The 24505-nt window shown below is 69.5% G+C and carries 22 protein-coding genes; 9 read left to right on the forward strand and 13 right to left on the reverse strand.

All coding sequences use genetic code 11. From position 1 onward, the window contains the following. Positions 1 to 79: 79 nt before the first annotated feature. The 4 genes from FVQ89_RS02810 to pknB all read left to right on the forward strand — a co-directional run bounded on the left by FVQ89_RS02810 (position 80) and on the right by pknB (position 6263). Positions 80 to 1405 carry an FtsW/RodA/SpoVE family cell cycle protein gene (locus tag FVQ89_RS02810; RefSeq protein ID WP_147901461.1) on the forward strand — a complete coding sequence of 442 codons (1326 nt, stop codon included), beginning with the start codon at positions 80 to 82 and terminating at the stop codon, positions 1403 to 1405. Further along, positions 1402 to 2859, forward strand: a complete 1458-nt coding sequence (locus tag FVQ89_RS02815; protein ID WP_147900396.1) for a penicillin-binding protein 2 — start codon at positions 1402 to 1404, stop codon at positions 2857 to 2859. The genes FVQ89_RS02810 and FVQ89_RS02815 overlap by 4 nt, the downstream gene beginning before the upstream one ends. Beyond that, the gene (locus tag FVQ89_RS02820) at positions 2856 to 4502 is read left to right on the forward strand and encodes a serine/threonine-protein kinase (RefSeq protein WP_147900397.1); all 1647 of its coding nucleotides are present in this window, start codon (positions 2856 to 2858) and stop codon (positions 4500 to 4502) included. Before FVQ89_RS02815 ends, FVQ89_RS02820 begins: the two co-directional genes overlap by 4 nt. 69 nt (positions 4503 to 4571) lie before the next feature. Further along, the gene (pknB, locus tag FVQ89_RS02825) at positions 4572 to 6263 is read left to right on the forward strand and encodes a Stk1 family PASTA domain-containing Ser/Thr kinase (RefSeq protein WP_147901462.1); all 1692 of its coding nucleotides are present in this window, start codon (positions 4572 to 4574) and stop codon (positions 6261 to 6263) included. A 16-nt stretch (positions 6264 to 6279) separates the two neighbouring features. Here pknB and FVQ89_RS02830 read toward each other — a convergent pair whose 3' ends face one another. The 3 genes from FVQ89_RS02830 to FVQ89_RS02835 are packed head-to-tail and all read right to left on the reverse strand — an operon-like array spanning position 6280 to position 7912. Further along, positions 6280 to 6918: an aminodeoxychorismate/anthranilate synthase component II gene (locus tag FVQ89_RS02830; RefSeq protein WP_147900398.1), complete on the reverse strand. Its 639-nt coding sequence runs from the start codon at positions 6916 to 6918 to the stop codon at positions 6280 to 6282. After that, complete coding sequence (locus FVQ89_RS14365) at positions 6915 to 7070, reverse strand: hypothetical protein (RefSeq protein ID WP_187264871.1); 156 nt, start codon at positions 7068 to 7070, stop codon at positions 6915 to 6917. Before FVQ89_RS14365 ends, FVQ89_RS02830 begins: the two co-directional genes overlap by 4 nt. Continuing rightward, positions 7070 to 7912: a class E sortase gene (locus tag FVQ89_RS02835; RefSeq protein WP_147900399.1), complete on the reverse strand. Its 843-nt coding sequence runs from the start codon at positions 7910 to 7912 to the stop codon at positions 7070 to 7072. Before FVQ89_RS02835 ends, FVQ89_RS14365 begins: the two co-directional genes overlap by 1 nt. 72 nt (positions 7913 to 7984) lie before the next feature. Between FVQ89_RS02835 and FVQ89_RS02840 the strand changes: the two genes are divergently transcribed. After that, positions 7985 to 8227, forward strand: a complete 243-nt coding sequence (locus FVQ89_RS02840) for a cell division protein CrgA (protein WP_147900400.1) — start codon at positions 7985 to 7987, stop codon at positions 8225 to 8227. Positions 8228 to 8289: 62 nt separating this feature from the next. On the opposite strand, the gene FVQ89_RS02845 is transcribed toward FVQ89_RS02840, so the two are convergent. Together FVQ89_RS02845 and FVQ89_RS02850 are read right to left on the reverse strand one after the other, a co-directional pair. After that, complete coding sequence (locus FVQ89_RS02845) at positions 8290 to 9225, reverse strand: rhomboid family intramembrane serine protease (RefSeq protein WP_147900401.1); 936 nt, start codon at positions 9223 to 9225, stop codon at positions 8290 to 8292. Then, a complete protein-coding gene (locus FVQ89_RS02850; RefSeq protein WP_147900402.1) occupies positions 9222 to 9761 on the reverse strand; it encodes a peptidylprolyl isomerase in 540 nt (179 codons plus the stop codon). The genes FVQ89_RS02845 and FVQ89_RS02850 overlap by 4 nt, the downstream gene beginning before the upstream one ends. 67 nt (positions 9762 to 9828) lie before the next feature. Here FVQ89_RS02850 and FVQ89_RS02855 point away from each other — a divergent pair, with 67 nt between their 5' ends. From FVQ89_RS02855 to FVQ89_RS02865, 3 genes are all read left to right on the forward strand, one after another. Beyond that, positions 9829 to 10413 carry a hypothetical protein gene (locus tag FVQ89_RS02855; RefSeq protein WP_147900403.1) on the forward strand — a complete coding sequence of 195 codons (585 nt, stop codon included), beginning with the start codon at positions 9829 to 9831 and terminating at the stop codon, positions 10411 to 10413. A 3-nt stretch (positions 10414 to 10416) separates the two neighbouring features. Then, on the forward strand, positions 10417 to 10800 hold the full coding sequence (locus FVQ89_RS02860) for a hypothetical protein (RefSeq protein ID WP_147900404.1): 384 nt from the start codon (positions 10417 to 10419) through the stop codon (positions 10798 to 10800). Between the two features lie 65 nt (positions 10801 to 10865). Further along, complete coding sequence (locus tag FVQ89_RS02865; RefSeq protein WP_147900405.1) at positions 10866 to 11528, forward strand: thioredoxin domain-containing protein; 663 nt, start codon at positions 10866 to 10868, stop codon at positions 11526 to 11528. Between the two features lie 18 nt (positions 11529 to 11546). Here FVQ89_RS02865 and FVQ89_RS02870 read toward each other — a convergent pair whose 3' ends face one another. The 5 genes from FVQ89_RS02870 to FVQ89_RS02890 are packed head-to-tail and all read right to left on the reverse strand — an operon-like array spanning position 11547 to position 18918. Continuing rightward, on the reverse strand, positions 11547 to 14492 hold the full coding sequence (locus FVQ89_RS02870; protein WP_147900406.1) for a DUF5107 domain-containing protein: 2946 nt from the start codon (positions 14490 to 14492) through the stop codon (positions 11547 to 11549). Positions 14493 to 14521: 29 nt separating this feature from the next. Then, positions 14522 to 15784 carry a cellulase-like family protein gene (locus FVQ89_RS02875; protein WP_255513383.1) on the reverse strand — a complete coding sequence of 421 codons (1263 nt, stop codon included), beginning with the start codon at positions 15782 to 15784 and terminating at the stop codon, positions 14522 to 14524. 8 nt (positions 15785 to 15792) lie between these two features. Beyond that, positions 15793 to 16650, reverse strand: a complete 858-nt coding sequence (locus FVQ89_RS02880) for a carbohydrate ABC transporter permease (protein WP_147900408.1) — start codon at positions 16648 to 16650, stop codon at positions 15793 to 15795. After that, entirely contained in the window at positions 16644 to 17546 is a 903-nt protein-coding gene (locus FVQ89_RS02885; RefSeq protein WP_147900409.1) for a carbohydrate ABC transporter permease, read from the reverse strand. The genes FVQ89_RS02880 and FVQ89_RS02885 overlap by 7 nt, the downstream gene beginning before the upstream one ends. Before the next feature lie 55 nt (positions 17547 to 17601). Next, positions 17602 to 18918, reverse strand: a complete 1317-nt coding sequence (locus tag FVQ89_RS02890) for an ABC transporter substrate-binding protein (protein ID WP_187264872.1) — start codon at positions 18916 to 18918, stop codon at positions 17602 to 17604. 128 nt (positions 18919 to 19046) lie between these two features. Here FVQ89_RS02890 and FVQ89_RS02895 point away from each other — a divergent pair, with 128 nt between their 5' ends. Continuing rightward, entirely contained in the window at positions 19047 to 19949 is a 903-nt protein-coding gene (locus FVQ89_RS02895; RefSeq protein ID WP_255513384.1) for an AraC family transcriptional regulator, read from the forward strand. 13 nt (positions 19950 to 19962) lie between these two features. Here FVQ89_RS02895 and FVQ89_RS02900 read toward each other — a convergent pair whose 3' ends face one another. The 3 genes from FVQ89_RS02900 to FVQ89_RS02910 all read right to left on the reverse strand — a co-directional run bounded on the left by FVQ89_RS02900 (position 19963) and on the right by FVQ89_RS02910 (position 24469). Beyond that, the gene (locus FVQ89_RS02900; RefSeq protein WP_147900412.1) at positions 19963 to 22095 is read right to left on the reverse strand and encodes a glycoside hydrolase family 3 C-terminal domain-containing protein; all 2133 of its coding nucleotides are present in this window, start codon (positions 22093 to 22095) and stop codon (positions 19963 to 19965) included. 74 nt (positions 22096 to 22169) lie between these two features. Next, complete coding sequence (locus FVQ89_RS02905) at positions 22170 to 23171, reverse strand: BadF/BadG/BcrA/BcrD ATPase family protein (RefSeq protein ID WP_147900413.1); 1002 nt, start codon at positions 23169 to 23171, stop codon at positions 22170 to 22172. Then, the gene (locus FVQ89_RS02910; protein ID WP_147900414.1) at positions 23168 to 24469 is read right to left on the reverse strand and encodes a glycoside hydrolase; all 1302 of its coding nucleotides are present in this window, start codon (positions 24467 to 24469) and stop codon (positions 23168 to 23170) included. Before FVQ89_RS02910 ends, FVQ89_RS02905 begins: the two co-directional genes overlap by 4 nt. Positions 24470 to 24505 lie beyond the last annotated feature (36 nt).

The following is a 24505-nucleotide window of genomic DNA, read 5'->3' on the forward strand; positions in this document are numbered from 1 at the left end:
CCCGGAGGCATCCCCGCGCCCGAGCGCTCCCACCACCCTCACGAGCACGATCCGCATCCGCCTGCGTGAGCCCGCGCGGATGCGCAACCTCGAACTGGGGCTGCTCCTCGTCGCGCTCGGCCTCGGCGCCGCGGCGGTCGCACTCGTGCAGCTCGGGGCGGTAGGCGAACTCGATGGCAGCATCTTCGTGCTCTCCGCCGTGCCGGCGTTCCTCGTCCTTCTCCTGCACGTCATCGAGCGCGTCGTCGCGAAGGAGGCCGACCCGATCGTCGTGCCGATCGCGACCTTCCTCAACGGCCTCGGCATCGCCATGATCCACCGCCTCGACATCGCCGAGGGTTACACGGGCTGGGATGCGTTCGCCGTGCGTCAGATCGTCTGGACGGTCATCGCCATCGTGTTGGCGATCGCCGGCCTGCTCATCGTGCGCAACCACCGCGTCCTGCAGCGGTACCGCTACATCGCGATGTTCGTCGGCATCGTCCTGCTCCTGCTGCCCGTGCTCCCCGGGATCGGTGAGACGGACGCGAACGCGGACGTCTGGATCCGGGTCGGCATCTTCTCGTTCCAGCCGGGTGAGCTCGCGAAGATCGCCCTGGCGATCTTCTTCGCCGGATACCTTGTCACGGCGCGCGACTCGCTCTCGCTCGTGGGGCGCACGATCCTCGGGATGCGCTTCCCGCGAGCGCGCGACCTCGGCCCGATCCTCGTGGTCTGGGTGCTCTCGATGGGCGTCATCGTGCTGCAGCGCGACCTCGGCACGGCGCTGCTCTACTTCGGGCTCTTCCTCGTGATGCTCTACGTCGCCACCGGCCGCGCCAGCTGGATCCTCATCGGGCTGTCGCTGTTCGCCGCGGGTGCGTGGCTGGCCAGCAGCCTGCTGCCCTACGTAGCCGACCGCTTCCACAACTGGCTCGACGCCTTCAACCCGGAGGTCTACAACCGGCTGGGCGGCAGCTACCAGCTCGTGCAGGGCATCTTCGGCCTCGCCGACGGCGGACTCGTCGGCACGGGCCTCGGACGCGGGCGGCCGGACATCGTGCCGCTCGCCGAGAGCGACTACATCATCGCGAGCCTCGGCGAGGAGCTCGGTCTCATCGGCCTCTTCGCGATCCTCGCGCTCTACCTCGTCTTCGTCGCTCGCGGGTTCCGCATCGGTGTCGCCGGGCAGGATGACTTCGGCCGCCTGCTCGCTGTGGGTCTCTCGTTCGTCGTGGGCCTGCAGGTGTTCATCGTGATCGGCGGAGTGACCCGCCTGATCCCGCTCACGGGGCTCACCACTCCGTTCCTCGCAGCGGGCGGGTCATCGCTCGTCGCGAACTGGATCATCGTCGGGCTGCTGCTGCGCCTCTCGGACTCCGTCCGCCGCCAGCGTCACGTCGTCGTCGAAGGGAGCCCCGCATGAACAAGGAGCTGCGTCGGGTCAGCGTCCTCGTGCTGGCGATGTTCCTCGCCCTCTTCTCGTCGACGACCGTCATCCAGGTCGTCCAGCAGCAGAGCCTCCAGGCGGACAGCCGCAACGTCCGCACCCTGTACGCGAGCTTCTCCGCGGAGCGCGGGCCGATCATCGCGGGCGACACGACGATCGCCATGTCCGAGGCGAGCGGAGACGAGTACAAGTACCTCCGCGTCTACCCCGAAGGCGAGCTGTACGCGCCCGTCACCGGGTACTTCACGCTCAACGGCGAGAACACAGGTATCGAGGGCAGCCTCAACGACTACCTGAGCGGTCGGGCCAATGAGCAGTTCCTCGACCAGCTGAACGCCATCCTCACCGGTCAGCACCCGAAGGGAGCCGCGGTCGAGGTGACCGTCGACCCCGTCGTGCAGCAGGCAGCCTGGGATGCGCTCGGCGACCTGAAGGGCGCGATCGTGGCGATCGAGCCGAGCTCCGGTCGCATCCTCGCGATGGTGTCGAAGCCGTCGTACGACCCCAACCTGCTCGCCGGCCACAGCCAGTCCGAGGTGCTCGCCAACTACGACGCCCTGCTGTCGGATGCCGACGCACCGCTCATCAACCGCAGCATCCGCGGCGACCTCAACCCGCCCGGATCCACGTTCAAGCTCGTGATGACCTCCGCCGCGCTCATGACCGGCGAGTACACGCCCGACTCGACCGTGCCGAACCCCTCGAGCCTCCAGCTCCCCGGCACCGAGACCACGATCAGCAACCAGAGTCGCGGCACCTGCGGCAGCGGCTCGGAGGTCACGATCGCGACGGCGCTTCGGCTGTCGTGCAACATCCCCTTCGCAGAGCTCGGCGCTGAGCTCGGCTATGACGTGATCCACGATCAGGCGCGCGCCTTCGGCTTCGAGGATCCGGAGCTCGGCGTGCCGATGAAGGTCCAGCCGAGTGTGTTCCCGGAGCCCGAGAGCGAAGCCCAGCTCATGCTGCAGTCGTTCGGTCAGGGCGACAACCGTGCGCAGCCTCTCCAGATGGCGATGGTCTCCGCGGCGATCGCGAACGACGGCGAACTGATGCGACCGAACCTCGTCGAGCGCATCACGGCACCCGATCTGAGCGTGCTGCAGGACTTCGAGCCGACCGTCTACAGCCAGCCGATCACGTCGGATGTGGCCGAGACGATGACACAGCTGATGGTCTCGAATGTGGCCGCGGGGGCGGCGAGTGGTGCCAGAATCGAGGGGGTCGACGTGGCGGGGAAGACGGGCACGGCGGAGAACGGCGACGACGATCCGTTCACCCTCTGGTTCACCGGGTTCGCCCCTGCCACCGACCCGCAGGTCGCGGTCGCAGTGGTGCTGGAGGACGGCGCGGGGCGCGGGCAATCGGGCTCCGGCAACGGGATCGCGGCTCCGATCGCGAAGAAGGTCATGGAGGCGGTGCTGAACAGATGAGACCCACGAGCGGCCTCACCTTCGGGGGGCGATACCAGCTGTCGAGCCGGATCGCGATCGGCGGTATGGGCGAGGTGTGGCAGGCCACAGACCTCGTCATCGGACGCACGGTCGCCATCAAGATCCTCAAGGACGAATACCTGGGAGACCCGGGCTTCCTCGAGCGCTTCCGCGCCGAGGCACGGCACGCCGCCCTCGTCAACCATGAGGGCATCGCGAACGTCTTCGACTACGGCGAGGAAGACGGCTCGGCGTATCTCGTGATGGAGCTCGTTCCCGGCGAGGCCCTCTCGACCGTTCTCGAGCGCGAGCGCGTGCTCTCGACCGACCGCGTGCTCGACATCGTGGCTCAGACCGCGTCCGCGTTGCAGGCTGCCCACTCCGCGGGTCTCGTCCACCGCGACATCAAGCCCGGCAACCTCCTGATCACCCCCGACGGCCGGGTGAAGATCACCGACTTCGGTATCGCCCGGATCGCCGACCAGGTGCCGCTCACGGCCACCGGCCAGGTGATGGGCACGGTGCAGTACCTCTCGCCCGAGCAGGCGAGCGGGCATCCGGCGTCGCCGTCCACCGACATCTACTCGCTCGGCATCGTCGCGTACGAGGCTCTCGCCGGGCGCCGCCCCTTCACGGGCGAGTCGCAGGTCGCGATCGCCATGGCGCAGATCAACGAGACGCCGCCCGACCTTCCGGTCACGGTCTCCGAGCCGGTCCGCAACCTCGTCTACTCCTGCATCGCGAAGCGCCCCGAGGATCGCCCGGCGACCGCGGCTCACCTTGCGCGTGCCGCGCAGGCACTCCGCCGCGGCGATATCGCGGGGGCTGCAGCGGCCGTTCCCGGGATCGCCGGCGGCGCCGCCGCTCTCACCTCGGCCACCATGATGGCGACGCGCGTCCTGCCGACCGCCGAAGGCGAGGAGGGCGAGGCGACGGAGGAGACCAAGCGTCGCAGCCCCTGGATGTGGCCGCTCATCGCTATCGTGTCGCTGCTCGCTGTCGCGCTCATCGCGATCATCATCGTCATCGCGGTGCAGCCGCAGGGCGGCGACGGCGAGCCGAGCAGCCCTCCGCCGTCGACCCCGAGCCAGACGCCATCCGACACCCCGTCGGCGACGCCGACCGAGGCGACCACCGTCCGCATCGTCCGCGAGGACTACCTCGGCCTCAGCTACGAGGACGCCCTCCAGAAGCTGGAGGACAGCGGCGGCGAGTTCTCCATCAATCGCGTGACGGGTCCCGCTGCTCAGACGCCGGATCAGGTGGGCACCGTTCAGGACATCACGCCCGTCGGCAACGTCACCAAGGGCTCCTCGATCACGCTCACGGTGTGGGATGAGATGGCGCCGCTTCCGCAGCCGACGACACCGACGGCCGACCCGTCGAACGGCAACTCGGGCGACACCATCTCGATCGAGTTCCCGTCGTACGAGGGGTGCCCCAAGGGCTACGCACGCACCGGATACCGCTTCACGCTCACCAACGCGACCGCCTCGTCCACGGATCTCAACGCGGGAGCCAAGTCGATCGACATCGTGCTGGGCGACCCGGGCCAGACCGCGGCGGTGAGCTACGTCGCCACCTGCAAGGGCGATCTGGAGTCTCCGCAGTCCCAGACGCTCGAGGTTCCCATCAACCCCTAGACGGATTACTCCCGATGATCCCGCGGTTAGACTGACCGCGTGACTGATGGGGTGATCGAGGGCGTCCAGATGCTGGCCGGCCGATACGAGATCGGTGCACTCCTCGGTCGTGGCGGCATGGCGGAGGTGCACGAGGGGCTCGACACTCGGCTGAACCGCCGTGTGGCGATCAAGCTCCTGCGCCCGTCGCTCGCAACCGACCCGTCGTTCCGCACGCGCTTCCGCCAAGAAGCTCAGGCGGCGGCCCGCATGGCTCACCCGACGATCGTGCGGGTGTTCGATGCCGGCGAAGAGACCATCCGCACGGCGGACGGCCACGAGGTGCAGCTGCCCTTCATCGTCATGGAGCGCATCGAGGGCACGCTGCTCTCGGACCTCATCGCGGAGGGTCCGGTCCCGTCGGACGAGGCGGCTCGCATCGCGACCGGCATCCTTACGGCGCTCGAGTACTCCCACCGTGCGGGTGTCGTGCACCGCGACATCAAGCCGGGCAACGTCATGATCACGCCCAACGGCCAGGTGAAGGTCATGGACTTCGGCATCGCCCGGGCGGTGTCGGAGTCGTCCGCGAACGTCGCGCAGACGAGCGCCGTGCTCGGAACGGCGAGCTACTTCTCGCCCGAGCAGGCCCGCGGCGAAGCGGTCGACGCCCGCACCGACCTCTACTCGACCGGCGTCGTGCTCTACGAGATGCTCACCGGTCGCGCGCCGTTCCGGGCCGACACGCCTGTGGCAATCGCGTACCAGCACGTGAGCGAGCTTCCGACCCCGCCCAATGCGATCACCCCTGCGGTCTCTCCCGCGATGAGCGCGGTCGTTCTGCACGCACTCGCGAAGGATCGCTTCGAACGGTTCCAGAGCGCCGCCGAGTTCAAGGCGGATCTCGAGATCGCCGCGGGAGGCAAGGTGCCCGACCGGGTACCCGGTTCCGACGACTTCAACGCGACCCTCTTCGGGGTGAACCCGAATTCGACTGCGGCGTCGGAGGCGACGCTGCGCCGCCTCGCGAACGACGAGGACCGCCCGGTACGCACGCAGAGCCGTCCCCCGGTCGCCTGGATCTGGGGCGGCGTCGCCCTCATGATCGTGGTGATCGTCGCGGCCCTCGTGTGGGTGTTCAGCCTGACCCCCGGTAACTACCTGAGCCCCGACGCGGCGATCGTGGTTCCCGATGTCGTCGGCCAGGAGGCCGAGGTCGGTGTGACGACGCTCACGGATGCGGGGCTGCGGGTTTCGCAGGTGGAGCGACCGAACGCCGACGTCGAGGAGGGCGTCATCGTCTCGATGAGCATCGACGCCGGTGCCCGCGTGAGCCCGGGCGAGTCGATCGAGCTGGTGATCTCGAGCGGAGCCCCGAGCGTCACGCTCCCGGCGCTCACGTACCAGAGCGAAGCCGACGCCATCAAACGCATCGAAGACCTGGGCCTCTCCTACGGCGAGACCCGCAATCAGGGGTCCCCGAACGTGCCGAAGGGGCAGGTCATCGCCGTGACGGTCGGCGACGACGACACGACACACACCCGTCAGATGTCGGTGCCGGCGAACGCGACGATCAACCTCATCGTCTCGACCGGTCTCGTCACCGTGCCGGATGTCGTGGGCGATCCGATCGCGAGCGCGCAGTCCGAGATGCAGTCGCTTCAGCTCGTGGTGAAGCTGTCGCCCGACTCGAGCTGCGCAGGCCAGACGGTCAAGTCGCAGTCGGTCAAGGGCGACGTCGAGCAGCGCTCGTCGATCACCCTGACCTACTGCAGCAACTGATCGGACGCGGCGGCGGTCAGCCGATGCGCACGAGCGGGCTGAGCGATGCCGCGCGCTCCGGCGCCTCCGGCATCCCCGCAGCCGCGAGCCAGTTGCCGAGCAGCTGATAGCCGCCTTCGGTCAACACCGACTCCGGGTGGAACTGCACCCCGAAGACGGGCGCCTCACGGTGGCGAAGCCCCATGATCACCCCGCCCTCCGTGCGCGCGGTCACTTCGAGCTCGTCGGGGACGGTGCCGTCCACCACCGCCAGCGAGTGGTAGCGGGTCGCGCGGAAGGGCTGCGGCACGCCGGCGAAGAGCGGGGACCCGTCGTGACGGATGAGCGAGGTCTTGCCGTGCATGAGTTCTTCGGCGTGCGTCACCACCCCGCCGAGCGCCTCGGCGATCGCCTGGTGGCCGAGGCAGACCCCGAGCAGCGGAGAACCGGCCTCGAGCGCGGCATGCACCACGGGGATCGAGACTCCCGCATCCGCCGGGGTGCCGGGACCGGGCGAGAGCAGCACGGCGTCGTACTCGCCGATCCGCGCCGCCGCCTCAGCCTCCGGGAAGGAGTCGTTGCGCACGACCTCGATCTCGGCGCCCAGCTGCAGAAGGTACCCGCCGAGGGTGTAGACGAAGCTGTCGTAGTTGTCGACAACCAGGATGCGCGTCATTCGACCGTCACCTCCTGAATAGTCACGAACTGGTCGACCCACGGAAACACCCAGAATACGAGTGCCGCGGCCACGGCGGCCAACAGGATCACGAGGATCAGCACGCGTACCCACCAGGGTCCGGGCAGTGCCCGCCACAGCGCCCCGTACATCAGGCCTCCCCGTTGACGGTCGCGGCGATCTCGTCGGGCGCACCGTTCGCGGGGGCCGACGTGTCGCGCGGATAGAAGCGGTCGAAGATCCCGTAGGCGATGATGCGCTCGTTGGAGGTGTACATCGGGTTGCAGCTCGTGAGGGTGATGTACCGGTCGGAGGGCGCGGCTGCCGGGTCCTGAGGTACCGGATCGATCACACCGACACCGGAAGGGTGCACATATTCGAGGTTGCGGAAGCTGTACTCGTACCAGCCTTCGGCGGTCTCGACGTAGATGTGGTCGCCCAGCTGCAACTCGTGGATGTGATGCAAGAGACCGCCGTGGCCCATGCGGTGTGCGGCGATCGCGAAGTTGCCTTCTTGGCCGGGGAGCTGGGTGGTCGGATAGTGGCCGAGAAGACCGCGGTCGAGCACGCCCGTCGTGCTGATTCCCTCGGCGATCTGGCGGTAGTAGTCCGTACCCCAGCGCGGCACGATGAGCGCCGCGAAGCGCTCCTGGTCGGAGGGCGCGGCGGTGACCGGCGGATTGAAGGCGACGGAGTCGGGGTCGGGCTCGGGCTCGTCGCTCGGGTCGTCGCTCGGCTCGTCGGTCGGGTCGTCACTCGGCGGATCCGTCGGTGCGGCCGACGCGTTCCACTCCTCGCTCTGCTGACTCGCCTCGGCCGTCAGCTCGCCGCCCATCAGGAACTCGCTGATCCAGAGCTGCCACGCCAGGAAGAAGAGCACGAGCACGCCCGCGGTGATCAGCAGCTCGCCGATCACGCCGACGACCGACACACGCCGTCGGCGACGCCGAGGGCGTCTCAGCGGCGGCGGCGCCTGCAGGGATCCGGCGCTCATAACCCCGATTCTACGGGCGCGGATGGGACCTCGCCTCCAGAGCTCCCGGGCCCACAGGCTATGATTCTCCGCATGGCCCGACCCAAGACGCGTACGAAGCCGGCCGCTCCGGAGAACCCGCGGGGCGAGGAGGCACCGAACCCCGTGTGGTTCAAGCCGATCATGTTCGGCTTCATGCTCCTCGGACTCGCCTGGATCATCGTTTTCTACGTGAGCCAGAACTCGCTGCCCATTCCGCAGCTCGGTGCGGGCAACATCCTGGTCGGATTCGGGATCATGTTCATCGGCTTCCTCATGACCACCCGGTGGCGCTGAGCTTCACTCGAATTACACGCGTGTGATTCTTTTCACACTGTGGATGAGGCTGTGGAGAACCGTCAGAACGAGCCCACGCTGGCGAGCACCGTGATCGCCGCAAGAGAACCCGCACCCGCCGCGATGATGAGGTACGGCGTCGACGGCCGCGAGCGCGGGCGGTCCTCGTAGAAGTTGAGCAGATAGGTCGCCCCGGCTCCGGCGAGGAGCCCGCCGAGGATGAGCGGCAGGCTGCCTCCCCCGAGCGCGATGTTGATTGCCAGGTTGAGCGCCAGGATCACAAGCACCTGCGTGCGTGCCGGCGGATACGACCACATCAGCACCGCGTAGGAGCCGAACAGGCCGAAGAGTCCCGCACCGAGCCCGACGGCGGATCCGTTGAAGAGGAGTTGCGCGGATGCTCCCACCACCGCTGCAGCCGCGAAGACCGTGAGGAAGCGTGTGCGACCCAGCGTGCGCTCGACCGACGGCGCGAACAGCATCCAGAAGAACAGGCTGATCGCGAACAGCAGGATGCCCGAGAAGCTCGCCGCCGCGAAGTAGGTGAACGAGAAGGTCGCGAACCGCCAGATCTGCCAGGCGGTTTCGGGGAACGCCGCCAGATATGCCACCGGCAAGTTGCCGGTGAAGAGCCCGACGACCCAGAGCACAACGGCGACACCCGCGAACACCCAGCTCAGCGGCGGGGCCTCACCGCCGGGGCGGAGAAGCTCCGAGATCCGGCCGGTGACACCCGAGGTCGGTTGGGCCGCCGGGCGGGGCCGACGGCTCGAGGTGCGCTTGCGCGCGGGCTTGCCGCCCGTGGGATTCCACTGAACCGAACCGCCCGCTTCGCGCACGCACTCCGGGCACTGCACGCCCACGGGAGCGAGGATCTGGCACTCCGCGCAGATGGTCCGTCCGCAGCGCTGGCACAGCACCCAGCTCTGACGGTCGGGATGGCGGTAGCAGACCGAAGGATCTTCGTCGACCTGCTCGCCGAAACGGGGTGAGCTCACAGGACCTCGACGTCGACGCCGGTGATCACGACATCCTCCAGCGGCTTGTCACGGCCGTCGGTGGGCACCTGCTCGATCGCGTCGACGACCCGCTTGGAGTCGTCGTCTGCAACCTCGCCGAAGATGGTGTGCTTGCCGGTCAACCACGGGGTCGGCACGGTCGTGATGAAGAACTGCGAGCCGTTGGTGCCGCGGCCCATCTGCTTGCCGGCGTTGGCCATGGCGAGCAGGTACGGGGTCGAGAACGCGAGCTCCGGGTGGATCTCGTCGTCGAACTGGTAGCCGGGGCCGCCGATTCCCTGCCCGAGCGGGTCGCCGCCCTGCAGCATGAAGTCCTTGATGATGCGGTGGAAGATCACGCCGTCGTAGAGCGGGGCGGTCGAGACCTCGCCCGAAGCGGGGTGCTTCCACTCGCGCGCGCCGGTCGCGAGGCCGACGAAGTTGTCGACCGTGACGGGCGCGTGGTTGCCGAACAGATTGACCTTGATGTCGCCGTGGTTCGTGTGGATGGTGGCGACAGCGGTGGGAAGAGGCATTGGGCCATTGTTTCACAAGGGGACCGTGGCAGGATGGGAGGACGCCGAGCCGCACACGGAGGTCGCGATGACACTGTCCCGCACGCGCAAGAAGGAGCTCAAGAAGCTCAAGCGTTCGGCCGACGAGCTTTGGGGGGAGCAGCGCGAGGCGCTGGAGCACGCCACCCAGGTGCTGCGTGAGGCCACCCGCCAGGCGAATGCCCTCGCCCGCGAGGAGGTCGCCCCGAGGGTGACGGGGGCCTACACCGAGCACGTGCAGCCGGTCGTCGCCACCGGCATCGCCGGCGCCAGGTCGGCGAGCTCCGCCGTCAAGGACAAGGTCGCGAACGACGTGATCCCGGCCCTGTCGGGCGCGGTGGGATCCGCGATGGCGGTCATCGAGGCGGTGCGCGATCCTCGCGTCCGCGACGTCGTCCGCTCGGCCGCGCGCTCCGGGAGCAAGACGGTGGCGAAGTTCTCGCCCGCACCCGCGAAGAAGACCGGCCCCGGACCGGGCACGTTCATCCTCATCGGACTCGGCGTCGTCGCTGCCGCGGGCGTGGCCTACGCCGCGTGGCAGACGCTCCGCGCCGACGAGGATCTGTGGATCGAAGACCTCGCGGATGTGGGCGCGGTCGACGTGTCCGACGACGATTCCGACGACGACTTCTAGGTCATGCGCCGCGGGCTGGGTCGTGGTCTGCGGGCAGCGCTGCTGCTCGTGACCTCGATCGGGCTCGCGCTAGGTCTCGCGACCACGGCGACCTGCGACCCGCCGACAGACACGACGAGCTTCGATGTGATCTGTCTCAGCGTGCTCGGGGAGCAGACGGCATCCGCGGGCGCCGTCGACGCCGAGCACGCCGCGGGCGGGATCGCCGCGACGATCGCGGGGCTCCTGTTCGTCGTGCTGATGCTCGCGCTGCTGCGTCCGACGGCGTGGCTGCTGCGGGTCGCGGGGCTTCCGCATCCGCCGGCGCCCTCGGCCAGCGGAGAGCTCCTGACCGCGCGGGCTCCCTCGCGGCCCCTCCTGCTCACCCTGTCGGTCATCCGGATCTGATCGGCCGGGTCGCCTCGCGACCCGACTCGCCGAACACACATCCCATCGACTGACAGGAGTCACCCATGTCCGCTGTGCGCACCTCGCGCTCCACCCGTGCCGTCGTCATCGTCACGGCCGTCCTTCTCGTGGCGATCGCCGCCGTGATCATCGCGCTCGTCGCGACCCGAACGCCCGCTTCTTCTCCGGCATCCGCGCCGGTCGACGACACCTCGCTCATCGGCGACGCACCCCTCTTTCTCGCGGAGGGGGAGTCGCTCGTACTCGTCGAGTTCGGCGACTACCAGTGCCCCTCGTGCCAAGCACTGGCGCCCGCCGTCGCCTCCCTCGAGACCGAGTTCCCCGATCAGGTGACCGTCGTGTACCGGCATTTCCCGCTCCCGCAGCACGCGCACGCGATCGACGCCGCACTCGCTGCGGAGGCCGCCGCCGCGCAGGGACGGTTCGTCGAGATGCACGAGGCGCTGTACGCGTCGCAGGCCGAGTGGTCCGAGCTCGACGACGCCGCCCCCGCGTTCCGGGCGATCGCCGAGCAGCTGGGTCTCGACCTCGATCGCTACGACGCCGATGTGGCCGACCCCGACACCCGGGCGCGGGTGGAGGCCGACGCCGCAGCCGGTGACGCGGCAGGGGTCTCGTCCACGCCGACCTTCTTCCTCGAGGGCGAGAAGCTCGAGCTGCAGAAGATCACCGATCTGCGCGACGCGGTCGCCGCAGCGCTCGGCTGAGGACGCCCCGGGCGGGCGTCACTCACCCTCCGTCTCGCGGGTGAAGAGCAGCAGATCGGGAAGGCTCGTCGCGAAGTAATCGGTGGTACCGTCGTCGCGCACGGCCGCCGGGGCCGCGAAGCGGGGCCGGGTCTCACCGAGAGTGGGCGGCGGGTCCACCTGCGGCAATCCGAGCGCGGCGCGCGCGGCATCCCACGCGGCGAGCGCGCGGCCCTCGCCCCCCTCCCACGGATGGAACGGACGGCGCGCCAGCACTTCGAACGCCTCGGCCGCCCGGCCCTCGGCGATCAGGAGGTCGAGGTACTCGATCGTGAAGTCGTCGCGCGTGAGCACCAGCTCGCGAGCCGCATCCAGACGCTCAAGCCGGTCGGCGGCACTTCGCCCCGTTCGCGCCGCGAGCTGGTCGAGCTCGAAGAGCAGCCGCGCGTCGTGCGGGGCGAGCGAGATGGCCTGCTCGTAGTGGCGCCAGGCGAGGTCGTCGTCGTGGGTCACCGTGTACGCCGCGAATCCGGCGTTGCGCAGGAGCACCGGGTCCTCGAGGCCGAGCGCGACCGCGCGCTCCCACAGGTCGCGGGCCTCGCCGCGGCGTCCGTGTGCGTAGAGCAGGGAACCGAGCAGCAGGTGCGCGACGGCGTCGTCCGGTTCCGCGTCGATCGCCGCGACGAGAGCGTCATGCGCGTCGAGGCCGGCGGGGAAGGCGAGCATCCGATCCGCCTCACGAGCGGCCGCGCGCCGAGCGGTCGCCGCATCCGCGTCGCCGTTCCGGTCGAGCAGCTCGGCGACCAGGTAGTGCGCGAGCGGCACAGGGTTCCCCGACCCGTCTGCGCCCGCCTCCACGACCGCGTCGAGCATCCGCACGGCGTCCGCCGTCTCGCCCATGTCGCGCAGATCGAGCGCGATGTCGAGCAGGAGCCCCGAGCCCACGACCTCCTGACCGGCCAGCATCCGGAGGGTCGCGTCGAGCGGGTCGGCCGCGAGCGCCGCCCGAAGCACCCGCTGGGCTGCATCATGCTCGCCGTGCCGACGGAGCAGTACCGCGCGGAGGGCGGCGCGGCGAGGGTCCGATCCGACCACGCCGTCGAGGGTGTCGAGCACACGGAGCGCGGCACGGTTGCGATGCCGCCGCGCGAGCGAACGGGCGAGCTCGAGGCCCGCGGCCGGCGCCCAGGTGCCGTCCCATCCGGCCTTGCCGAAGGCCGCCTCCGCCTCGGCAATCCGCCCCAGGCGGCAGAGCGCCAGACCGGCGAGATAGAAGCCCTCGGCGTCGACGGGGTTCGCATTGCGTCGCGTGAGGCGTTCCATCGCGCGCTCGACGTGGGCGAGCGCCACCTCGTAGCGCCCGGCGCGGTACGCCCGATCGGCGACCGCGAGGTTGGTGCGCACGTCGCCCGGGTCGCGTTCAAGAGCCGCCGACCAGTAGCTCATCGGCGAGCGGGTGGGGTGGCGGTACTGGGTGAGGTGCAGTCCCGTGAGATAGAGCTCCTCGACGGTCGCGATCTCGGAGGGCGCGGCGGGTTCGGTCGCCATCCACGGCTCGTCGTCGTTCGCATCGACGGGCGCCCACCGCACGAGAAGGGTGCCGTGTGCATCCCGTACCTCTACCGCGAGGCTCGGTGACGCGGGCGCTTCCTCCGCCGCCACCTCGGCGACTTCGCCGGGCGCGAGATCGAGCGTCCGCGACTCCAGCACCTTCGCGCCGTCGAGGATGCGCACGACCGCGCCGGCCTGCACCGAGGTCGCGGCGACGCGCGCGCGGACCCCGGCGCTGCGATCCACGTGCACCGCGGCATCCGGGGTCGCCTGGTGAGCCGGACCGATCGCGGGGATCGGATACCAGTACTGCGAGAAGACCTTCGTCTCGCCGGGCAGCAGCCAGCTGAAGTCGGGCTGGTTGTCGGTGTAGACACCCGCCATGAGCTCGACGTACGGTCCGTCGCCGTCGGTCAGCTGCGCATCCCAGGCGTGGCCGAACGGGGCGTCGCCCCAGGTCCACTGCTTCTTGCCGGGCGACAGCCGCCGCTCGGCCCAGTGCACGAAGCCCGCGCCGGCTGCGTGGTCGTATCCGCCGAAGAAGTCGTCGTGGGTGTCGACGATCATGTACGAGGTCGGCACGGGGATGTTGCGGTAGAAGTCGAGGCGGTCCGCTCCCGGATGCTCGGCAGCGAGCTCCGGGTAGGGCACGTTGTAGTACGGGCGATCCGCGGTCGGGAATGCCGTCAGCGCGCGGCGGGCGTGGTCGGCGACGTAGCGGACGTCCTCGGGGAAGAACGACTGGTAGTCGTCGTGTACCCGCGCGGCGACGTTCGCCCACCAGAGGAACGTCTGCCGCTCGCTCGTGCGGTTGTGCAGGCGAACGACGAGCTCGATGACCGAGCTTTCCGGGCGCAGCCGCACCCCGTGCTGCGCAGACATGCGCGCGAACGGGTCGTGGTCGCCGCACCAGACGGTGACCGATCCGTCGGCGTCCTCCTCGATGACCGTCTCCACCGGCAGGTAGGTCGCCGGGCGGTGGTGCTGCGGCCAGTTGAATTCCACGCCGCCCGAGATCCACGGGCCCGCCAGCCCCACGAGGGCCGGCTTGATCACGTTGTTGCGGTAGAAGAAGTCGTAACCGGTGGTCTTGTCGTAGCCGATGTGGATCCGCCCGCCGAGCTCCGGCAGCACCACCACGCGCACGTAGGCGTTCTCGAGGTGAACGGCATCCCAGTCGCGCGCGTGCGGCTCGTCGGCGACGCTCTCGATGAACGGCAGCGGATACACCCTTCCGCTCGAGCCCTGATACACCCGGTGGTCGAGGAACATCGGGTACCTGCTCGGCTCCCCCGCCTCGTAGGTGCTGATGCGCAGCGGCTCGCGCCACGCGACCGCACCGCCCGCAGCGAGACGATCGGCGAGCTCGCCACCGGGTGCGGGCAGCACGATGAGGCTCGGATTCGAGCCGGGCTGAGTTGACTCGGTCGACATGACGCAGGACCTTCGATTCGAGAGACGGATCAGGCTTCGGCGATGAGGCGATTCATCGCGCGCTGCCAGTCGACGAGCGACCAGGACGGATGGTGGGGCGCGATGTTCGAGCCGAGGACGACGCCCCAGACACCCTCCGCGAGTGCGGTGCGGATGCCGTGCTCAGTGAGCGCGCGCCCCTCCTCGCTCTCCTCGAAGTCGCCGTGCAGGGGCGTGTAGCCCACCCACCCCTCGCCGATGACCACGGGCACCTGGTGGAAGCGCGCCCAACGCGCGACGGCGATCACGCGGGACTCCACCTCGCGACGCATCATGAGGCGGTAGTCGCCGACGCGCTCGTGAAGCCAGCGGTCCCACGCCTCGACGTCGATCCAGTCGTAGCCATAGAGCATGCGATCCGAGACGACCGTCGCGCGATACTTCCATTCCGCCGCGCGTCCGTATTCGGACAGCGGCGGGGCGTCGCGGCGCAGCATCTCCGCCAACGCGGGGTTGGGAAATCCCTCCTCGCCCGCGGCGCGGATGTCGAGCTCATCCTGCAGCGCGTCGAGCACCCCGTAGCAGTAGACGTGGAACTGCCCCGCGCCCAGGCTCTCGGGCACCTCGTACATCGACAGGTGCGGCGGCTTGCCGTAGCTGGCGGTCACGAGCAGGTCCGGATGGGCGGCGGCCAGCCGCGTCACCTCGGGCATGCCCTCCGCGAGCGGCGGCAGCAGCGAGAAGTCGACCTCGTTGTGCATCTCGACCATCGCGATGAGGTCCCGATAGCCGGCGGCCGTGACGTCGTCGAGGAGCCGCAGCCACGAGTCGGCGAGCAGCGCGTACCGACGATCGTTCGGCACCTGGTCGATCGCCTCGAACCATCGCGGCGAGGCGGCGAACGCCGGCGACTGCTGGTACTCCCAGCTGGAGAGGATCACCGACATGCCGGCGGCGCGCACCGCGGCGAGGAGCTCGAACAGACGCTCGCGGAGGTTCACGCGATATCCACCCGGCACGTCGTACCAGCGGGTGCGGCTGCCGACGAATCCGCCGGGGCTCGGCGCGCCCATCCCCTCGATCTCGAGGTCGGCGGCGAGGTCGTCGAGACCCAGCTCCCCATAGAGCAGCAGGGGGGCCGCGCAGATGCGCACCGTGGTGAACCCGCGTGATGCGGCCTCGGCGGTGACCCCCGCGAGATCGGCGTACGGTTCGCCGTCGCCCGCGCGGGTGTACCAGGAGAAGTCCCACAGCGAGATCGACAGGTGCCCGGGAAGGTGCTCCGGCGCGGGCCCCGTCAGGGAGCGGTTCACGTGGTGCGTCATCCCTTCGTCGCCCCCGCAGAGAGGTCGGCCCGCCAGAACCGCTGCACCGCGATCATGAGCGCGACGAGCACGACGACCGAGACGGCGGATCCCGTGATCACGAGCTGCGTGAACAGCGGATCGCGTTGGGTCTGGCTGTTCCACAGGGTGAGGCCCAGCGTGACCGGGAAGGTCTTCTGGTTGTCGAGCATCACGAGGGGCAGGAGGAAGTTGTTCCAGATCGCCACGAACTGGAAGAGGAACACGGTGATCGCCGCGGGCATCATCATCCGCACCGAGATCGAGCCGAAGATCCGCACGTCGCCGGCGCCGTCGATCCGCGCGGCCTCGATGACCTCGTCCGGAACCGAGGCGTTCGCGTGGATGCGGGCGAGGTAGACCCCGAACGGGCTGACGAGGCTCGGCAGCAGCACCGACCAGGCGGTCCCGGTGATCCCCAGGGGGTTGAGGAGGAAGTAGAGGGGCAGGGCGACGATCGTCGCCGGGACGAGCACGCCGCCGAGCACGGCCGAGAACAGGAACTCGCGCCCGCGGAAGACGTACTTCGCGAAGCCGTATCCGCACGCGATCGCGAGGACTGTGGCGCCGAGGGCGCCGACACCCGCATAGAGGAGGCTGTTCAGCAGCCACACGCTGAAGATGCCGCCGTCCTGGGTGAACACGCGGCCGAGGTTCTCGATGGCCTGCGGGGTGTCCGAGAACCAGAGACCGAACGAGCTGTAGAGGTCGCTCGGCGACTTCGTGCCGGCGATCACCACCCAGACGATCGGGAGCAGGAAGTAGAGGGCGCTGATCACGAGGGCGCCGTTGACGACGATCCGGGCGCCGAGCCCCGCGGCGGGCTGCCTCACCATGCGCGGTTCTCCTTCCGGTTCACGAAGCGGAGGAAGCCGAACGAGAACGCGAACCCGATGAGCGCCACGATGACGGCCATCGCTGCGGCGAGGTTCGGGTTGCCCTGCGCGAAGGTCTGGTTGTAGGCGGCGAGGTTGGGCGTGAAGTCGGAGCTGATCGCCGTCGTCAGCGGACGCAGCACGAGCGGTTCGGCGAACAGTTGCAGCGTGCCGATGATCGTGAAGACGGTGACGAGGATGATCGACGGACGCAGCAGTGGCACCTTGATCTGCCAGGTGATCTGCCACTCGCCGGCGCCGTCGAGCTTCGCCGCCTCGAAGAGCTCGCGGGGGATCGACGAAAGCGACGCGAGCAGGATGTACATGTTGTAGCCCGCGAAGGTCCAGAGGGCGATGTTCGCGATGGCGAACAGCACTGTGTCAGACGAGAGCGGCGAGATGTCGATGCCGACACCGCCGAGCACCTGCAGGATCGGGCTCGTCGAGGGCACGTAGAGGAAGCCCCACAGGATCGCGGCGATCACGCCCGGCACGGCGTACGGGGCGAAGGCGATCACCCGGAATGCCTTCCCGAACCGGGCGTGCGCGGAGTCGACGAGGAGGGCGAGACCCACCGCGGTGACCACCATGAGCGGCACCTCGATGAGCGAGAACAGCACGAGGCGTCCGAGGCTCTCGAGGAACGACGACGACGTGAGCGCCGTCACGTAGTTCGAGAAGAAGACGAAGACCTCTTCGGGCGGGCCGAATCCGAGTCCCGACGACTTGACCGCGAAGAGACTCTCGACGATCGCGTAGCCGATCGGCGCGACGAAGAAGAGGGCGAACATCACGAGGAATGGGGCGACGAACAGGACGATCGCGCCGCGGCTCTGGGTTCTGGTGGTGCTGCTCATGTTGTTCCTCGGGAGGAGGACGCGGCGGAGGGCTCGGCCCCCCGCCGCGCCAGGGTCACTCGACCGAGATCCCCTTCTGGGTCATCGCGTCGACCATGTCGGACTGGGTCTGGGCGACGGCGTCGGTCAGCGAGGTGCCCGAGTCGATCGCGCTCTTGACGTTGTCCGTCAGCGACGAGGTGAGCGTCGACCACAGCGGCGGGAAGCGCCACGAGTTGTCGACCGCGGCATCCGATGCGGCTGCGACCTCCCAGATGTTCTGGCCTCCGTAGAAGTCGAACACGGTCGGGTCGTCCTGCAGCGATGCGATCTCGCTGATATCGGAGATCGCCGGCCAACCGGCGCCGATGCTCGTGAGGATCGAGACGCTGTCGGGGTTCGAGTTCAGGTACAGCGCGAACTCGGCGGCCTCCTTCGGGTGCTTCGATCCCTTCAGCACGGCGCTCGCCGAGCCACCGCCCCAGGTGGCGGAGGCGTTCTCGCCGGCGGTCCACTGGGGAACGGCCCCGACGGACCACTTGCCCGCGGTGTCGGGGGCGGTGCCGCGCAGGATCGCGTCGGCCCAGGATCCGGAGATCCAGGTGGCGATGTTGCCGTTCTGCAGGTCGGCGTTCCACTCGCTCGAGAAGTCGGCCTCCACCTTCACGAGGTCCTCGTCGATGAGCTTCTGCCAGAACGCGAACACGTTGAGCGTGTCCTGGCCGTCGATGTCGACCTGCCACGAGTCACCCGCGGTGTCGAACCACTTGGCGCCGCCCTGCTGGGCGAGGCCGACCATCCACGGCGCCTGGTTGAAGGCGAAGGCCGTGATGTAGCGGTCGGAGCCGGTGGCCCGGATCGCCTTGGCCGCCTCGTAGTACTCGTCCCACGTCGTGGGGTAGGCGACACCCGCCTCCTCGAAGATGTCCGAGCGGTAGAACTGCACGAGCGGACCGCTCGCCTGCGGTACGGCGTAGACCTTGCCGTCGAAGACACCCGACTGCCACTGCCAGGGGGTGAAGAGGTCCTCCGAGTCGGAGACGTAGGAGGTGATGTCCTCGAGGGCGCCCGCCACGAGGAAGTCGGGGAGATCGGTGTAGCCGACCTGCGCGACGTCGGCGGGGTTGCCGGCCTCCACCGCCGACAGCATCTTGGCGTACCCGCCGTCGGGTCCGGCCGTGATGGTCTCGAGGGTCACGTGGATGTCGTCCTGCGACTCGTTGAACGCGTCGACCGCCTGGTCGATGTTCGGGACCCAGGACTGGAAGGTGATCTCGACGGGCCCCTCCGACCCGGTGTCGCCGGTCGAGCAGCCTGCGAGGGCCACCGCCAGACCGACGGATGCGACCCCGACGACCGCGACGCGGCCCAGGATCGAGTGTCGTGTAGACATGGATGCTCCTTTGCATGGAATGTGAGCGCGGTGCGCGAACTCTTCGACGTTAGGTCTGACGATCGCGGCGAGGCATACCATATGCGCGCGGGCATATGGACGATTCCACCGCGGAAGGAGCACCCCTCGTGGCAGAAGAAGTCGGCTACCCGTTCTTCCCGCGGCTCGTGGAACCGTTCGAGGATATCGACCATCCGCGGGTGAGCGTCCTCCCGCGACCCGCGGTGGCGGAGGCCCTCAACGCCCCCGTGACCCGGCGTTTGCTCGTCACCGACGTCGGATGGTTCGAACGCGCGGGGCATCACGCGCTCAGCAGGCCGAACGGTGCCAAGGAGAGCATCGTGATCCTGTGCGTGGATGGATCGGGGTGGGTCGAGGTCGACGGCGTGCGCCACGGGATCGGCGCGGGATCGGTGGCGCTCATCCCGAGCCCGCATCCGCACGCCTATGGATCTTCCCACCGCACGCCATGGACGATCTGGTGGTGTCACCTGCGCGGGAACGATGTGCCCGAGCTCTTCGGCGCCACCGGCGCCACGGCCGAGCGTCCGGTCATCTCGCTGTGGAGCCCGGAGCGCTGCGTGGCGCTCATCGACGAGATCCTGTCGGGACTCACCCGCGACCAGTCGCCCGTGCGGCTCGTCGCCGCGACCGGCGCCGCCTTCAAGCTCATGACGCAGATCGCCTCCGATCGCCTGAGCGCCGCGCGCGACGACCCGCTGCAGCGGGCGCTCGACTACCTCGCCGAGCGCGTCGACAGCTCGGTGAAGGTGGCCGACCTCGCGCGGTTGGTCGGGATGTCGGAGTCGCGCCTCGCGACCCTCGTGCGCGAAGCGACGGGCGGGGGAGTGCTCGCCCACCACACGGCCCTCCGCATGGCGCGAGCCCGACAACTGCTCGACGCGGGTCCCTTCCCGATCGCGGAAGTCGCGCGGCGACTCGGCTACGACGATCCGCTCTACTTCTCGCGGGTGTTCCGCCGCATCCACGGGATGAGCCCGTCCGAGTACCGCGCGCAGCGGAAGGGGTGAGCGGGCGGGTCTTCTACGGACGGCGGAGCGCCTCCGGGATGCCCTCGTCACCGAGCGACACCGACACCGAGACACGGAGGTCGCGCGACGACGCCCCGACGTCGATCCGGTACGCGCCCGCCGGGGTCGTCCATCGGCTCCGCGCCTCGTCAAAGTAGGCGAGATCGCGCGCCGTGACCCGCATCGCCACCCGCGTCTCCGCTCCCGGTGCGAGACGCACCTTCTCGAATCCGCGCAGCTCGCGGGGTGCCCGGACGACTGTCGGCTCCAGCTCGCCGACGTACAGCTGCACGACCTCGGAGCCGGGGCGGGATCCGCTGTTCCGCATGGTCAGCTCGACCTCGAACCCGCCCTGCGGGTCGGCAGCAGCCCGCACCCTCGGGTCGGAGTACTCGAAGCTCGTGTACGAGAGACCATGCCCGAACGGATAGCGCACGTCGATCCTCTTCGCGTCGTACCAGCGGTAGCCGATCAGCACGCCCTCGGAGTAGTGCACCAGCCGGTCCTTGCCGGGGAAACGCCCGTACGCGGGCGTGTCCGCGAGCCGTAGAGGGAAGGTCTCGCCGAGACGCCCCTCCGGTTCGGCGATCCCGAACAGCACCTCCGCTGTTGCTGCGCCCATCGCCTCGCCGCCGAGCCAGGTCAGCAGGATCGCATCCGCCGCGTCGTGCCACGGATCCATGGTGACCGCCGAGCCGGCGGCGAGGACCACGATCATCGGCGTTCCGACCTCGGCGAGCGCCGCGAGCAGTTCGAGCTGCACCTCGGGGAGGGCGAGCGTCGTGCGATCGAGCGCCTCGACCTCGTCCGACAGCGGCAGGCCGACGAACACGATCATCGTCTCGGCCGCCCGCGCCACCTCGACGGCTTCGGCGATCAACCGCCGCCGCTCGTCGAGATCGGTCGGCCACGCCTCTTCGGTGTAGAAGGTGGTCGACGGCACGGCGTATCCGGGTGCGAACGCGACGTCGTCTCCGGCGATCCGGCGGATCGCGCTGAGCGGGGTGTCCACCTGGATCGGCTGCACGCCGGAGGAGCCACCGCCCTGGATCCGCGGCGTCTCGGCGAACCCGCCGATCACGGCGAGCCGCCGACCGGATGCGGGATCGAGGGGGAGCGCGCCGCCCTCGTTCCTCAGCAGGGTGTGCGCCGCGACGCTCGCGCGGCGGGCGAGCTCGTGGTGCCGACTCGCCCCGAGCGCCGCCGCCTGCGAGTCGGTCAGCTCGGCGCCCGGCACGATGCCCTCGGCGCGCACGGGGCCCTCCACGCTCCGCCCGCCCGGGAGCGTGCGCTCCACTAGGCGCACGACGCGCTCGGCCGCCCGGTCCAATACGGTCTCGTCGAGCTCACCCGCACGGACCGCGTCGGCGATCAGTCCCGCGCTGCGTCCGTCGGTGCCGGGCATCTCGAGGTCCAGACCCGCACGCACCGCGGCAACCGGATCGTGCACCGCGTCCCAGTCCGAGACGACGGCGCCGAGGTAGCCCCAGTCCTCGCGCAGCACCTCCGTGAGAAGCCACGAGTTCTGCGACGCGTGGACCCCGCCGATCCGGTTGTAGGAGCACATGACGCTCCACGGGTCCGCCGCCTCGATGGCCCGGCGGAACGCCTCCAGGTAGATCTCGCGGAGCGTGCGCTCGTCGGCCTCGACGGAGACCTCGGTGCGCCAGGTCTCTTGGTTGTTGGCGGCGAAGTGCTTGAGGCAGGCCCCCACCCCGGTCGACTGGACACCCGAGATGTAGGAGCCCGCGAGCTCGCCCGCGAGCAGAGGGTCCTCGGAGAAGTACTCGAAGTTGCGGCCGCAGAGCGGGGTGCGCTTCATGTTCACGCCCGGGCCGAGCAGCACCTGTACGCCGATCGCGCGGGCCTCCTCGCCGATCGCGGCCGCGACCTCGCCCACGAGGCCGCGATCCCAGGTGGCGCCGAGCGCCGATCCGGTCGGGAAGCCGGTCGACGGGATCCACACCATTTCGACCCCGGTCTCGGTGCGGAGTCCGTGCGGGCCGTCACCCACCTCTGCGGCGGGCAGGCCGATCGCCGGGATCGCGTGTGTGTGGTACGGCCCGACCCCCGACACGAGCGCCGCCTTCTCCTCGAGGGGCAGCGTGCGCAGGGCGGCGCGATCGATGTAGGGGTCCGGGGTCATGCGGGGGCCTTTCGGGGGAATCGTGAATCGGAGCCCGACGGCAGCAGTCGGGCGAGATGGGGCGACGGAGGTGCTCAGGTCGCCAGGAAGCCGTCCGGATAGCGGGTCGCGATGACCGCATCCCGTTCGGCCTCCGAGAGAAGCACTCCGCCCTCCGCGAGCGCGTCGAGCACGCACCCGGTGAGGGGCGAAGCCGCGGCGACCCGGATCGGGCAGCCGGGAAAGCGTTGCTCGAGGCGCTCGGTCAGGGCGAGGCGGAGCACGGGCGTCTCGGAGGTGACGATCGAACCGTTGAGCACGATCGGCACGGCCTCTCCCGGCTCGGCCGACACCTGTCGGGCCACCCACTCGGCGTATCCGACGAGCGCGTCGGCCTGATCCACGACGATCCGAAGCGCGACCGAATCGCCGTCCGCCGCGAGCCGCAGCACGCTCCGCGTCGCGCGCAGGCGCTCCGCCCACTCGCGCGCCCCGAACCGCCGGGTGAAGGAGTGGTGGAGGTCGTAGACCTCACCCTCCTCGAACAGCCCGAGCAGCTCGGCGGTGAGGGCGGTCTGCGGCCCGAGCCCCATCCACGCGCGCGACACCGCTTCGAAGGCCCGGTTGGCGATCCCGAATCCGCCGAGATCGTCGAAAACCCACCATCCGGTGCAGGCCTCCGCGCCGTCGGCGGCGCGCGCGGCGATCGCCGGTCCGGTTCCGACCGTGATCCCGACGCCCGTGCCGTCCGGGGATCCGAGGCGCAGCGACGCGAAGCCGTCGTTCTTGACGCTGAATCCGCCGAGCCCCGGGTAGCGCTGGGCGATCCGTTCCGCCCACCATCGCTCGTCCTCCGGCCAGTCCACGCCCGCGACCCGGAATGCGGCCCACACCACGCGGGCGCCGGATGCGTCCGCCTCCGCGAGTGCGGCATCGGCCGCGCCGAAGACCGCTGCAACGGCGTCATCCGGGGAAGCCGCGTTGTAGATGTCGCCGCGGCCTCCCCGGCCGAGGCCGCGCACCGCTCCCCGCTCGTCGGTGACGACGGCGACGGTCTTGCTGTTGCCGGCGTCGAGGGCGAGAAACAGGTCGGTCATCGCACCAGGCGCTCCGGAAGGTACGCGGCGTGCGCGGCGGACATCTCGTCGAAGAGCTCCTCCGCGACGCTGAGCGTCGGCACGAGCGGGTTCGCCGCGAGCGCCACGATCGCCTCGCGGCGACCGCCGGTCCACGCCGCCTCGGCCGCGAGGTACTGGTACTCCGCGAGCGCCTGGGTGAGTCCGCGCACCGAGTGCGGGAGCGCCTTCTGCGGCTCCGGGTGCACGCCGGTGCCGTCCACCGTGCACCACATCTCCACGACGACATCCTCATCGAAGCCGGGCAGCGCGCCGCCCGTGTTCGGCAGGTTGACAGGAAGCCGCGCGGGGGCGTCGTTGTAGTAGGCGCTCATCACGTCGATCGCGAGCTCCAGCTCGTGGATGCCGCCGCGCGAGCGCGCCGGGTCGAGCTCGGGCACCTGTGCCGTCGACTGCTCGGTGTAGTGCTGCCAGTACATCGGCAGCTCCGACATGATGTGCTCGGACCGCGTACGCGGGGCGCCCTGCAACTCCCGGAAGATCTCCTCCGTGTAGTAGTAGTACTGGAAGTAGTCGGCCGGGATCGACTGCATCGTCACCGCGAGGCGCAGCATGCGCTTCTCGAAGACGCTCAGCGTCGGGTCGTCCTTGCGCTCTTCCCACGCCCGCTCGAGCAGGGGCATGACGTCCTCGCCGTCGTAGAGGTGCTCGAACGACCAGCAGTTGTGGTTCACGCCGGCCATCGTGATCTGCGCGCGCTCGGGGTCGAGTCCCGCGGCACGCAGCGTGGTCGCCGGGAACACGATCGGTCCCTCGCACATGGAGTAGATCGGGACGTCGGTGAATCGGGTGACCGCCTGCGAGACGATGTTGACCGGGTTCGTGTAGTTGAAGATGATCGCGCGGGGCGCCACCTCGGAGATCTCCTGGGTGATGTCGGCGATCGTGTTGAGTGAGCGCAGCGCCATGAAGAAGCCGCCCGGCCCCTGGGTCTCCTGACCGATCACCCCGTGCTTGAGCGGGATGCGCTCGTCGAGCGCCCGCGCCGCGAACCCGCCCGGGCGGAAGCTCGTCAGCACGGCGTCGGCATCCGTCAGCGCCGCCCGCCGGTCGGTCGTCGCCGAGATGGTGACGTCGAGTCCCTTCGCATCGGCGATGCGCTGCCCGATGCTGCGGACGATCTCGAGGTGATCGGGGTCGAGGTCGACGAGCACGATCTCCGAGCCGTCGAACTCGGCGCCGCGCTCGAGGAATGAGGCGACGGTCCCCGCGCCGCGCGAGGATCCTCCGCCGATGTACACCATCTTGATGCCAGCCATGTGTCATGTCTCCGTTCGTGTGGTCTGGGTGTCTGG

Origin of the sequence: Homoserinibacter sp. GY 40078 (assembly GCF_008017545.1) — a bacterium.
Taxonomy (GTDB): domain Bacteria; phylum Actinomycetota; class Actinomycetes; order Actinomycetales; family Microbacteriaceae; genus Homoserinibacter.